The 12,561-nt window shown below is 68.4% G+C and carries 9 protein-coding genes; 5 read left to right on the top strand and 4 right to left on the bottom strand.

Annotation, left to right across the window (positions count from 1 at the left end; genetic code table 11):
• Positions 1–50: 50 nt before the first annotated feature.
• The 4 genes from ACWF9G_RS32805 to ACWF9G_RS32820 all read right to left on the bottom strand — a co-directional run bounded on the left by ACWF9G_RS32805 (position 51) and on the right by ACWF9G_RS32820 (position 4,405).
• Positions 51–1,649, bottom strand: coding sequence for a succinic semialdehyde dehydrogenase (locus ACWF9G_RS32805; protein WP_452520035.1), 1,599 nt, complete (start codon positions 1,647–1,649; stop codon positions 51–53).
• A 54-nt stretch (positions 1,650–1,703) separates the two neighbouring features.
• Positions 1,704–2,657: an alpha/beta hydrolase gene (locus ACWF9G_RS32810; RefSeq protein WP_452520037.1), complete on the bottom strand. Its 954-nt coding sequence runs from the start codon at positions 2,655–2,657 to the stop codon at positions 1,704–1,706.
• A 14-nt stretch (positions 2,658–2,671) separates the two neighbouring features.
• Positions 2,672–3,589: an acetoacetate decarboxylase family protein gene (locus ACWF9G_RS32815; RefSeq protein WP_452520039.1), complete on the bottom strand. Its 918-nt coding sequence runs from the start codon at positions 3,587–3,589 to the stop codon at positions 2,672–2,674.
• Positions 3,590–3,688: 99 nt separating this feature from the next.
• Positions 3,689–4,405, bottom strand: coding sequence for a type 1 glutamine amidotransferase domain-containing protein (locus ACWF9G_RS32820; protein WP_452520053.1), 717 nt, complete (start codon positions 4,403–4,405; stop codon positions 3,689–3,691).
• Positions 4,406–4,576: 171 nt separating this feature from the next.
• Here ACWF9G_RS32820 and ACWF9G_RS32825 point away from each other — a divergent pair, with 171 nt between their 5' ends.
• The 5 genes from ACWF9G_RS32825 to pepN all read left to right on the top strand — a co-directional run bounded on the left by ACWF9G_RS32825 (position 4,577) and on the right by pepN (position 12,524).
• The gene (locus tag ACWF9G_RS32825; protein ID WP_452520041.1) at positions 4,577–5,371 is read left to right on the top strand and encodes a serine aminopeptidase domain-containing protein; all 795 of its coding nucleotides are present in this window, start codon (positions 4,577–4,579) and stop codon (positions 5,369–5,371) included.
• Positions 5,372–5,419: 48 nt separating this feature from the next.
• On the top strand, positions 5,420–8,734 hold the full coding sequence (locus ACWF9G_RS32830) for a protein kinase domain-containing protein (protein ID WP_452520043.1): 3,315 nt from the start codon (positions 5,420–5,422) through the stop codon (positions 8,732–8,734).
• A 413-nt stretch (positions 8,735–9,147) separates the two neighbouring features.
• Positions 9,148–9,426, top strand: a complete 279-nt coding sequence (locus tag ACWF9G_RS32835; protein ID WP_452520045.1) for a hypothetical protein — start codon at positions 9,148–9,150, stop codon at positions 9,424–9,426.
• Positions 9,427–9,521: 95 nt separating this feature from the next.
• The gene (locus ACWF9G_RS32840; protein WP_452520047.1) at positions 9,522–9,971 is read left to right on the top strand and encodes a DUF4383 domain-containing protein; all 450 of its coding nucleotides are present in this window, start codon (positions 9,522–9,524) and stop codon (positions 9,969–9,971) included.
• Between the two features lie 66 nt (positions 9,972–10,037).
• Positions 10,038–12,524: an aminopeptidase N gene (gene pepN, locus ACWF9G_RS32845; protein WP_452520049.1), complete on the top strand. Its 2,487-nt coding sequence runs from the start codon at positions 10,038–10,040 to the stop codon at positions 12,522–12,524.
• Positions 12,525–12,561 lie beyond the last annotated feature (37 nt).

The following is a 12,561-nucleotide window of genomic DNA, read 5'->3' on the forward strand; positions in this document are numbered from 1 at the left end:
CTGTCGGAGCCCCGGCAATCATTCGAGACCACCGTCACCCTGTCGGACCTTCAGCGCGCGCCGAGCCGCTTCATTCCCTTCAGCACGACGGTGAGGGTGCTCGCCCACGCGCTCTCGGAGAAACCGGTCGGCGCGCCGAATCCCAGCACTCGCTGATGCGCCACCGTTTGCGCTTCGGTGTACTTCAGCATGCCGTCGGCACCGTGACGGCGGCCCAGCCCGGAATCACCCATCCCACCCATCGGCGAATCGACACTGCCCCAGGCCGCGGCGTAGGCGTCGTTGACATTGACCGTGCCCGCACGCACCCGGGCCGCGACCGCACGACCCCTGGCACCATCGCCCGTCCAGACACTGGCGTTGAGACCGTAGGCGGTGGCGTTGGCCCGCTCGACGGCCTCGTCGACATCTCCGAAGGAGTAGATCGACACGACGGGGCCGAAGGTCTCGTGGTCGTAGAGCGTCATGTCCGGGGTGACACCGGTGAGGATGGTCGGCTCGTAGAACAGCGGCCCGAGATCAGGGCGGGCACGGCCCCCGGCCAGGACCGTCGCACCCTTGGCGACCGCGTCCTCGACGTGCGCGGTGACGGTGTCGAGCTGGGACTGGTTGGTCAGGCAGCCGACGTCGGTGCTGTAGTCGTAGGCCGCCCCGATCCTCAGCGCCTTGGTCCGGTCGACGAACGCGGCGACGAACTCCTCGCGAATCGACTCGGCCACATACATCCGCTCGATGGACACGCACAGCTGCCCGGTCGAGGAAAAGCACGCCGAGACCGCGCCGGCGGCGGTGCGCTCGATATCGGCGTCGTCGAGGACGATCATCGGGTTCTTGCCGCCGAGCTCGAGCGAGGCGCCGATGAGCCGTTCACCGGCGTCACGGGCGATCTGGCGGCCGCTGGCAGTAGAACCGGTGAACATCATGTAGTCGGCGTTGTCCATCAGCGGCGCACCGATGGAGCTGCCACGGCCGACCACCATCTGCCACACCCCGTCCGGCAGACCGGCTTCGTGCATCAGATCCAAGGCCCACAGCGCGGTCAGCGCGGTCTGGGTGTCGGGTTTCTGCACGACCGCGTTCCCGGCCAGCAGGGCCGGAATCGCGTCTCCCGCACCCATACTCAGTGGATAGTTCCACGGTGAGATGACCGCGACGACACCCTTGGGGTGATGCAGTTCGGTGGTGTGGGTCAGCACGGGGATGGCGCCGCGGCGGCGTTTCGGCGCGAGCAGCTTGGCGGCGCTGCGCGCGTAGTACCTGGTCGCGATCGCGATGTCGGTGACCTCGAGGAAGGCATCGCGGCGAGCCTTGCCGTTCTCGGCCTGCATCAGGTCAAGGGCTTCGTTCTGCCGCTCTAGCACCAGGTCGTGGAAACGCAGCAGGATCGCCTTGCGCGTGGATACCGGCGTTGCCGCCCAGGTGGCCTGGGCGGCGCGGGCGCGGGCGAACGCCGCCTCGACATCGGCCGGTGTCGACACCGGCAGCGCGGCCAGCGGATCCCCCGTGAACGGGATCGTGGTCGTGACCTGCGCGGCGTCCGGACCGGCCGCGACACGGGCGGCCAGTCGTCGCAGCAGCGCGGGGCTCAGCGACGGCGGGAGGCCGGCGCCGTGGACAGCGGCGGGCCGGGTGGCGTGGTCCAGAGACATGATGGGCTCCAAGATGTTCGACGAGAGAGGCGGGCGATCAGCGGCCCGCCGGATTCAGTGCAGCGCCGCGCGCAGGGTGTCGCGCGCCAGCTTGATGGCGGCGTTCGCCGCCTGGGTCGAGCGCATCGCGTTGATCATCACGAAGTCGTGGATGATCCCGCCGAAGCGCACCTGGGTCACCGGCACACCCGCCGCGCGGAGCTTGGCCGCGTAGGCTTCGCCCTCGTCACGCAGCACGTCGGCTTCCCCGGTGATCACCAATGCCGGTGGCAGACCACGTAACTGGTCGACGGAAGCGCGCAGCGGGGCGGCGTAGATCTCCTCACGCTGCGCGTCGTTGTCGGTGTACTGGTCCCAGAACCACTTCATGCCATCGCGGGCGAGGAAATAGTGTTCGGCGAACTGACGATAGGACGCGGTATCGAAATCGGCGTCCGTCACCGGATAGAACAGCACCTGCTGCGCGATGTGGACATCACCACGATCCTTGGCCATCAAGGTGAGAACCGCGGTCATATTGCCGCCCACCGAGTCACCCACCGCCGCGAAACGGGAAGCGTCCAGGCCCTTTTCGGCACCGTGCGCGACGACCCATTGCGCGGCCGCGTAGTTCTGTTCGATCGCGGTCGGATATTTCTCCTCGGGAGACAGGTCGTATTCGGGGAACACGACGGCCGCGTCGGCGCCGACCGCCAGTTCGCGGACCAACCGGTCGTGGGTGTGCGCATTACCGAAAACCCAACCGGCGCCGTGGATATAGAAGATGACGGGAAGGGTGCCGGTGGACCCGGCGGGTTTGACGATGCGGACTTTCACCGAGCCGGTCGGCCCGCCGACGACGGTGATCCACTCTTCGTCGATCGCGGGTTTACCCTCGTCGCTCGCCTGGACTTCGTCGACCACCTTGCGCCCTTCGGCAGGCGGCATCTGGAACAGGAACGGCGGGACATCGGTGGCTTTCGCGAACTCCGCCGCTTCGGGCTCGAGAACCGGCTTGATCTCCGTCATCGCGCTCTCCTTCGCTAGTTTCGGCTCGGAACCGAGGTCGGAACCGGCATGTGCAGTGCGAGTTGACCTTCCGTCGTCACATCGAGGCGGACGTTCTTGAACGGTGAGAGTGATCGCAGATCCTCGGACAGGCGGCCACGCCCCGTCCGCAGATCGACACCGCGGGGAAACAGTGCGCTACCCGCCGACAGGATGTTGGTCTGGCTCAGCGTCGAATGCCAGCCGCCTTTGATCGAGGTGTAGGAGGTGAGGGTCGAAACACGGTCGCCGCTGCGATATCCGGTCTGGGTCGGCGTCGCCACCGACAGCGACAGGTCCGTCTCGCCACTGTCGTCGGCGACCCGGGCGGTGGTTCGCGTGGCGTCGATATCGACGTCGAGTTCGGTGACCCACTTGGGGAATCCGTAGCCGTCGTGCCCGCGCACCTGGGCGATATCGGAACTCACCGGCAGCGACAGCACATACGACTCGAGGTGGTCGTTGCCGAGGCCGGCGAGCAGGTCGACGAAGCCGAGTTTGCCGTGCCGGGCAGGGCGGACGGCGATACCGACCGCCGCTTCGGTGTAGAAGTCGATGTCGCACACGTCGTAGCGGAAGAACATCACCGAGACCAGCCCGATCCCCGGCGCCACCTCCAGCGGCGCCAGCTCGCCCGGCAGGCGAGAGCGGATCGCGCGCGATCGGGCGAGCATCGTGAGCCGGGCGCTCGACATGCGGTAATAGAAATTCGGGGTGTAGGTCTCCCCGATCGGTGAATCGACTTTGGTCTTGGGCAGCGTCCGGAAGAAATCGACACCGCTGACCCGGGGATCGCGAGAGATCTCGTCGACATCGGTGTTCATACGGAAGCGGTCATACAGGCCGCCCTTCGGAACGGTGACCAGATGGCCACCCAGATCTACCTCGACCGTGCTCTGGTGAGTCGTTGACATCGGCGCAGCTCCCTTGCTCGCATTTCGTAAGCAATTGCGACGCTAACCGTGAATGTAAGCAGTGTCAACACTCGATGGGTGTGATGCTCGCGAGCATCGTCACTTCAACGGCCGAGCGGCGCCGACGTCGGCGATGAGCCGATCGGCCAGCTCTTCCGACGATTGCGGGTTCTGCCCGGTGTAGAGGTTTCCGTCGACCACGACGTGCGGCCGCAACGGGATCACACTCTTGGAATAGTCGACGCCCAGCTCTTTGAGCCTGTCCTCGAGCAGCCACGGCGCTTTCCAGGCAAAGCGGTTGAGCAACTCCTCGCGATTGGACAGCCCGGTCATCCGGCGGCCCGCGAACGGGTTCTTTCCATCGGGCCCGGTCGCCGCTGTGATCGCCGCGGGAGCGTGACACAACAGCGCGAGTGGCCTCCCGGAGGCCAGCCGATCGGCCAGCAGCGCGCCGGAGGTCTTGTCGTAGGCCAGATCTTCCATCGGACCGTGGCCACCGGGGTAGAAGACGACGTCGAACGCGTCGGCGTCGACGGTATCGAGCGCCACCGGCGTGGCGAGCTCATCCTGAATACTGTCCAGGTAGCGCTCCACCTCCCGGCGCTTTCCCGGCATTCCGCCGGCGATGCCGAGACTGAGCCGATCGAGCGTCGGCGCCTTTCCGCCCGGGGTGGCGATGACGATTTCCCAACCGGCTCTGGTGAACGCCCGATGCGGAAACGCGACTTCCTCGGCCCAGAAACCGGACGGATGCACGGTGCCGTCTTTCAGAGTCCAGCGGTCCGCGGCCGAGATCACCATCAGAACCTTCGTCACCATTCATTCCTCCTGATGCAGTCGCACTCGAGGCGGATGCGCACGCCGACTAGCTCGACAGGACGGCGAGATGACGGACCCGCTGCCAGATGTTTTCGCCGCTTACATTAGCCTTGGTGTTGCCAACGGTCAATGAATGCCAGGCACCGAGTCAGCATCGAAGGAGCACCAGTGACCAGGTCTAGCGACCCATCGGCGGATTCGCCCATCGTCTTGATCGCACCAGCCATGGCGATCGGCTCCCGTTTCTACGCGCCGCTCGTCGCGGCGTTCACCGATCGCGGATGGAGCGCTCGCTCGCTGCCGCGACGCGGATTCGAGAAGGGAGAGGCCCGCGCTTCTCGTGGCAACGACTGGTCTTACCAGGACGAAATCGATGGCATCGCGCAGGCTGTCGCCGAAGCCCGCGAACAGACACCCGGCCGGCCGGTCATCGTTCTCGGCCACAGCCTCGGTGCCCAGCTCGCGGCGGGTCATGAGCTCACCCACCCCGGCGCCGACGGGCTGGTCACCGTCGGCGGTTCACTGCCCTACCACCGCCACTTCCCGAACTTCGGCCTGCCGGTTGCCGTGATGGCCTTGCTCGTGCCCATGCTGACTTCGGTCTTCGGCCATCTGCCCAAGCCGGCGTTCGGTGCGCCCGGAGCACGCACGATGATGCGCGAGTGGGCCACGATGGTGTTGACCGGCCGCACGCCGTACCCCGCTCCGGAAGCGATCGCCACTCCGGCACTGGTGATTTCGCTCGAGGACGATGCCCTCTCGCCCCGCCGCGCCATCGACGCCTTCGCGCGTGATCTCTTCGCTCCGGGGCGGGTCACCCGGTGGGACTATCGCACCGCCGATGTCCCCGCTGGCGCGAGCAACGACCACATCCGGTGGGTCAGGAATCCCGGCCCCGTGGTCGACCGCGTCGTCGACTGGTGGCAGGAGGTGCACGTGTCCGCGGAGTTATATCCTCGGTAGTGGCGATCGCAGCAGCGCACCGCCGGGTGATGACCGAATCGAGCCGACATGGCCGACATGCAGCCGACACAGCGCAGCTCCGCTTCGGGCATCGTGGCGGAGCTGGCCGCCGAGGGCTTCGAAGAGGCCGAGGAGATCGGCCGCGGCGGATTCGGCGTCGTGTATCGCTGCACACAGCCCGACCTGGACCGCGTCGTCGCGGTGAAGGTGCTGACCGCCGAGCTCGATCCTGACGGACTGCAACGGTTCGTGCGCGAACAGCAGGCGATGGGCAGGCTGTCCGGTCATCCGAACATCGTCGCGGTCTTCCAGGCGGGCACCACGCACGGCGGACACCCCTATCTGGTGATGCCGTATCACGCGCGCGGCTCGCTCGAACAGCGCATCCACACCGTCGGCCCGCTCGACTGGTCGGCGATCCTGCGGCTCGGGGTCAAGATGGCGGGCGCGCTCGAGACGGCGCATCGGTCGGGGATTCTGCATCGTGACGTGAAACCGTCGAACATCCTGCTCAGCGACTACAACGAACCGGAGCTCACCGATTTCGGGATCGCCAGGATCCAGGGCGGGTTCCGCACGACGACCGGCGTCGTCACCGGCTCCCCCGCGTTCGCCGCGCCGGAGGTGCTGCGTGGTGCGCCCGCGACCGTCGCCGCCGATGTGTACGGGCTGGGCGCCACGCTGTTCTGCGCGCTCACCGGGCATGTCGCCTACGAGCGGCGGGTCGGCGAGCAGGTGCTCTCGCAGTTCCTGCGGGTGTCCGCGCAGCCGAGTCCCGATCTCACCGAGCAGGATGTGCCCGACGAGGTGCGTGCCGTCATCGAGCACACGATGGCCACCGAACCCGGTGATCGGCCGGAGAGCGCCGCGGCGCTCGGCGCGGAACTTGTTGCGGCCCAGCGCAGTACCGGCGCACCGGTCGACGTGCTGCGCGTCCCGAGCACCCAGCGTCCGGCCGCGGCGCCCGTCCCGCCCCCACCGCGGCCGCACGAACGGACCACCGCCCCACCGACGCCCGCCACGAAGTACCGTCCACCGACCCCCGCCAGGGCAACCCTCGCCAGGAAACGGCTGCTCGAGCACCTGCGCACGAGCGAACGCACCAGGCTCACCGTCATCCACGCCCCCAGCGGATTCGGCAAGACCACGCTGGCCGCGCAGTGGCACGACGAGCTGATCGAGCACGGCGCCGCGGTGGCGTGGCTGACCGTCGACGAGGACGACGACAATGTCGCCTGGTTCCTCACCCATCTCGTCGAGGCGATCCGGCCCATCGTCCCGGAACTCGCCGAGAACCTCGACCGGCTGCTGGAGGCCGACCCCGACGACCCGACCCGCGCCGTGCTCACCGCGCTCGTCGACGGATTGCACACCGGCGATCAGCGCGTGACCTTGGTGCTCGACGACTGGCAGCGGGTCTCCAGCCCCGCGTCGGTGGCGGCGGTCCGGTTCCTGCTCGAGCACGGCTGTCACCATCTGCCGCTGGTCGTCACGAGCACCACGCGGCTCGCGCTCCCGCTGAGCAGGTTGCGTATCCACGGCGAGCTCACCGAGATCGACGCCGCCACTTTGCGTTTCGACCCCGATGAGGTGCGGGCGTTTCTCGCCGAAGCGGGCGGGGTGCACATGACGGCCGACGAGATCGCCGCGCTCGCCCACGCCACCGACGGCTGGGTCGCGGCGTTGCAGCTGACCGTGCTGTCGCTGCGGGCGGGCGAGGATCCGGCGCACCTGCTCGACAGCCTCGCCGTCCACCCCGACATCGGCGACTTCCTCGCCGAGAACGTGCTCGACGGGCTGGATCCGGACACCCTCGACTTCCTCATGACGACCTCGATCTGCGAGCGCATCTGCGGCGGCCTCGCCACCGCGCTGACCGGGCGTGCCGATGCCGCCGACCTGCTCGCCGACATCGCCGACCGCGGTCTGTTCCTGCTGCCCGACGGCCCGGACCGGAACTGGTATCACTACCACCAGTTGTTCGCCGGATACCTGTGCCGCAGGCTGTCCCAGGACCGGCCTGCGGATATCGCGCCGCTGCGCCTGCGGGCGGCGGACTGGTTCGCCCGTCACCATCTGCTCAACGAGGCGGTCGAGCACGCGCTGGCCGCGGACGATCCGGATCGGGCGGCCGATCTCGTCGAACAGGGCGCCGGGTACCTGCTGGAACGATCGAGAATCGTGATGCTGCAAGGCATCCTGGCCAAACTGCCCGCCGGTGTGTGCCGGGACAGGCCTCAAATCCAGCTGTTCGGAGTCTGGGTCGATCTGGTCTTGCGCAGACCCGCGGCCACCACGACCGCGCTCGCCCGCTTCGAGACCGCGCTGGCCGCGGCCGCGCCCGCCGAACCCGAACGCACCGAGCTGCGCACCGAGGCCGACGCCGCGATCAGTGTCCGCGAGATGTTCGCCGACAGGGTCTCGGACCTGGACGGCCTGATCGGTGAGGCGCTGACGCGGCCCGATGCTTTCACGCCGCGCATTCCGGGCGTGGCGGCCAATATCGCCACCTACGCGGCGATCCAGCGTTTCGACTTCGCCGAGGCGCGGCGGTGGCAGCTGTGGGCGGCGCCCTATCACGAGGCGACCGGCCCCTTCCTGTCCGTGTATGGGCGCTGCTTCGCCGGGCTGGCGGCCAGGGAGCAACTCGACATCGCGGCCGCGGATGACCTGTTCACCGGCGCGCTCGACACCGCCTGCGACACGATGGGTCCCGCCTCCCACGCGACCCGCCTCGCCTGCGCCATGCTCGGTGAATTGCGGTATGAGACCGGTGATCTCGATGCCGCTGCCGATCTGCTCAGCCAGAGCAGGGGGCTGTCCGACGAGGGCGGTGGCGGTGTCGACTTCATGCTGGCGACCTACGCCGTCGGCGCGCGGGTGCGCATGCTGCGCGGCGATCGCGACGGGGCGCTCGAACTCCTCGACGAGGGGACCGCGCACGCCGAACGTCTGGATCTGCCCCGCCTGGCCGCCCGGATGCGCAACGAACGAGTGCGGCTCGGCTTCGGACTGGATCCCAGCCTGACCGCGGCGATCCTGCGACCGCGCCGGATCCGTCGCGACGACGGCATCGTCACCGCCGTCGACGAACTCGACGAGGACTCCGCGATCCGGCTGCTGCTGGCCGAGCCCGGCGCCGAATGGCACCGGCTCGCGATCGAACGTGCCGAAATCCTGGTCGCCGGCATCGACGCCGAGCGCAGGCCGATGGCCGCGATGCGCGCGGGATTCCTGCTCGGGAGCGCGCTGCGGCAGGCGGGCCGCACGGCCGAGGCCGACGGCATCCTCACGCCGTTGCTCCGGCGATGCGATCGCCTCGGCCTGGTACGCCTGCCCACCGATGCGGTACACACCGCGTGACGATGTTGCTCGACAGCGGCATACCGCGATGATCGACAGCCGATGCCAGGGGCACTTCGCGGCACCCGGTCAGGGCTGACCGAGGGGAATCCCTGAACCGGAGTTCCGGGTCGGGACCGGATGTGCCGGAGCCGTGGCAGCACCACCATTGCAGTATGAAAAGCGTTGACTATCAGTCAGTTTCAGTGTGCGGCGGACGCTCACGGCATTGGTGTGCTGCCATCCTGGCATCAACGGTGACGGTCGCGGGAGTGTTCGGACTGTCTGCGGGGGCAGCGTCCGCGGATACCGGCAGCACCTGCCTGTGGGCCGGGGCGCCCTATTCGCAGGGAACCGCCGTCGTGTCCGGCGGCTGGACATTCACCTGCGGCAGCACAGGGGTCGGAGACGCGCGCTGGAATCGCGGAGCATCGGTGAATCGGCCCAGCACCGTCGCCAATCCCGGCGCGGCGGCCGATCCCACCGGGCGGTTCAGCGCGGGGGCGATCCAGCCGGGCACCGAGTACACCGACTACTGCGTGGGTGAGCAGTTGGTCAGTGGTAGCGACGCCATGTACGAGGTGATGGCGGACGGCACGGGCCTGCGCTGGCGGGCGGCGGGGCCGATCGCGGGGTGGCGTTTCGATCAGGGCGAGGGCCACGTCCCGACCACGCAGTCCGCGAGCCGGTGCCGGATGGATCCGCAGTACTGAGTCCGGTTTGCCCCGGCGCCGACCGGGCACGCGCATGGTGTCCGATTGGTGCGAGTCGCCGTGCGGCCCGCCCACCGCAACGAAAGGACAACGCCATGTCCACTCCCGTCGGTAACACGATGGCCGCGCGGACGCCGATTCAGCTCGCCGCCCTGGCCGTGGGTGCGGTCTTCCTGCTGGTGGGCGTCCTCGGATTCATTCCCGGCGTGACCACCGACTACAGCAGTCTCGAATGGGCGGGCCACCACTCCCAGGCCCAGTTGTTCGGCATCTTCACGGTCTCGGTGCTGCACAATGTCGTGCACCTGATCTTCGGGGTCGCCGGTCTGCTCGCCGCGGCCGGTGCCGCACAGTCACGGACGTATCTGATCGGCGGCGGGGTGGTCTACCTGGTCCTGTGGGTGTACGGGCTGATCGTCGACCAGGACAGTGCCGCCAATTTCGTTCCGGTCAATACCGCCGACAACTGGTTGCACTTCGGCCTCGGCCTCGGCATGGTCGTCCTCGGCGTGCTCCTGTCGCGCGGGGTGCGCGTCGCACGATAGTGCGCGCCTGAGCCGCGTCGGCTCGACGGGGCCGCGGCGGGCTGCTGCGGCTGGCAGGATCGAGCCGTGCCTACCGCGAACCTGACCCGTTCCGAGACCGCCGCGCGATCAGCGGCGGTCACCGTCCACGACTACCGCGTCGAACTCGACCTCTCAGGCGCCCGAGATCAGGATCGAGCCGGGTTCGCCACCACGACGACCGTCACCTTCGACGCCACCACCGCCCGGACGTGGCTCGACTTCCTCGGGCTCTCGGTCGAGTCGGTGACGGTGAACGGCCAGCAGGTGGACGTCGAATACGACGGCGCCCGCCTCACGGTCGGCGGCCTGTCGGCGACGAACGTGGTCGTCGTGCGGGCCACCGGCGAGTACAGCCGCTCGGGTGAGGGGCTGCACCGATTCCTCGATCCGGTCGACGGCGCGACCTACCTCTACACCCAGTACGAACCCGCCGACGCGCGCCGGGTCTTCGCGTGCTTCGAGCAGCCGAACATGAAGGCGCCGTTCACCTTTGTGGTGACCGCGCCGTCCGGCTGGGAAGTCGTGTCGAATCGGCCCGCCGCGACGGTCGAGGACGACGGTGCGCGGCGGAAGGTCGAGTTCTCCCCGACGCTGCCGATCTCCAGCTACATCACCGCGGTGGCGGCGGGCCCGTACCATCGTGTCGAATCCTCTTGGACGCGAGGCGAACTCACCATTCCGCTCGGTGTCCTGTGCCGTGTCTCGCTGGCCGGATATCTGGACGCGGACACCGTCTTCGAGGTGACGAAGCAGGGGCTGGATTTCTTCGCCGAGCATTTCGACTACCCGTATCCCTGGGGCAAGTACGACCAGGTGTTCGTCCCCGAATACAACCTGGGCGCGATGGAGAACCCCGGCCTGGTCACCTTCACCGAGGCGTATGTGTTCCGTGGCGCGGCCACTTCCGCGCAGTACGAGGGCAGGGCGAACACGATCCTGCACGAGATGGCCCACATGTGGTTCGGCGATCTGGTCACCATGGTGTGGTGGGACGATCTGTGGCTCAAGGAGTCCTTCGCCGACTTCATGGGCGCGCTGGCCAGTGTCGAGGCCACCGAGTGGACCGACGCCTGGGTGGCGTTCGCGAACCGCCGCAAGGCCTGGGCCTATCTACAGGACCAGCTGCCGACGACGCACCCGATCGTCGCCGACATCCCCGACCTCGAGGCCGCCAAGCTCAATTTCGACGGCATCACCTACGCCAAGGGCGCCAGCGTCCTCAAGCAGTTGGTCGCCTATGTCGGCCGGGACGAGTTCTTCACGGGGGTGCGCCGGTATTTCCGGACGCACGCGTTCGGCAACACCACGCTGGCGGATCTGCTGACCGAGTTGTCCGCGGACTCGGGGCGTGACCTGGCTGGATGGGCGCGGGCCTGGCTGCAGACCTCCGGGATGTCCACGCTCACGCTCGACGGCGGCGAGATCGTGCAGACCGACCCGCGACCGCACCGGCTGGCCGTCGGGCTCTACGACTTCGATGCCGCGGGCGACCTCGTCGTGCGCGAGCGCGTGGAGCTCGACCTCGTCGAGGAACGGACGCCGGTCGCGCTCGCGTCCGCTCCGCTGCGCCTGCTCAACGACGGGGACCTCACCTATGCGAAGGTCCGCCTCGACGCGGATTCCCTTGCCACCGTGGAACGTTCGCTGGACCGGGTCACCGATCCGCTGGCGCGCGGCTTGATCTGGTCGGCGCTGTGGAACGCCACGCGCGACGGTGAGCTCGAGGTCGGGCGCTATCTGACGATGGCCCGCGATTTCGCGCCCGCCGAAACGAACATGGCGCTGCTGACCGCGGTGCTGTCGAACGCGTCCTTCGCCGTCAATCACTATCTGCCGGAGGACGCCAGGGACGGATGGCGCGGATGGCGCGGCGAATGGCTCGAATCCTGCTGGGCGACACTGCATTCGTCGGAACCCGGTTCGGGCGCGCAACTGGCCTGGGCACGGGCGACGGCCACCGCCGCCACCTTCGACGACCGCCGCGCCGCGGACATCCGCGCGATCCTCCTCGGCGATACTCCCGCGCCGAAGGGACTTCCCCTCGATCCCGATCTGCGCTGGGCGCTGTGGACCGCGCTGTCCGCGACCGGTGCGGCGACCGCCGCCGACCTGGATGCCGAACTCGCCGACGACGACACGGCGTCGGGCCGCACCGCGCACCGGCGGGCACTGGCGGCACGACCCGACACGGAGGTGAAGGCCGCGGCATGGGCCTCGGCACTGGGCGACACCACCCTGACGAACGACCACCTCGACGCGGTGATCACCGGTTTCCGTGCGGGTGGACGCCGCGATCTGATCGCCCGCTACGACGACGAGTACTTCGCGGCGCTGCGGACGGTCTGGGAACAGCGCAGCATCGAGATCGCCCGCCGCATCGTCGACGGGTTGTTCCCCGCGGGCGAGTCACTCGATCCCGTCGACGCCTGGCTCGCCGACCACGCCGACGCACCGGGCGCACTGCGCCGCCTGGTCGTCGAACAGCGCGACCACCTCGCCCGCGACCTGCGGGTCCGCGCCGGGGCCTGCTAGCTCGATCCGAAATGCGGCCGCCCACCCCGGATTACCC

The sequence above is a fragment of the Nocardia sp. NPDC055029 genome, from assembly GCF_053608525.1.

Coding starts and splice junctions, on each gene's coding strand:
- ACWF9G_RS32805 (WP_452520035.1), bottom strand. CDS start 1,649: ATGTCTCTGGACCACGCCACCCGGCCCGCCGCTGTCCACGGCGCCGGC.
- ACWF9G_RS32810 (WP_452520037.1), bottom strand. CDS start 2,657: ATGACGGAGATCAAGCCGGTTCTCGAGCCCGAAGCGGCGGAGTTCGCG.
- ACWF9G_RS32815 (WP_452520039.1), bottom strand. CDS start 3,589: ATGTCAACGACTCACCAGAGCACGGTCGAGGTAGATCTGGGTGGCCAT.
- ACWF9G_RS32830 (WP_452520043.1), top strand. CDS start 5,420: ATGGCCGACATGCAGCCGACACAGCGCAGCTCCGCTTCGGGCATCGTG.
- ACWF9G_RS32840 (WP_452520047.1), top strand. CDS start 9,522: ATGTCCACTCCCGTCGGTAACACGATGGCCGCGCGGACGCCGATTCAG.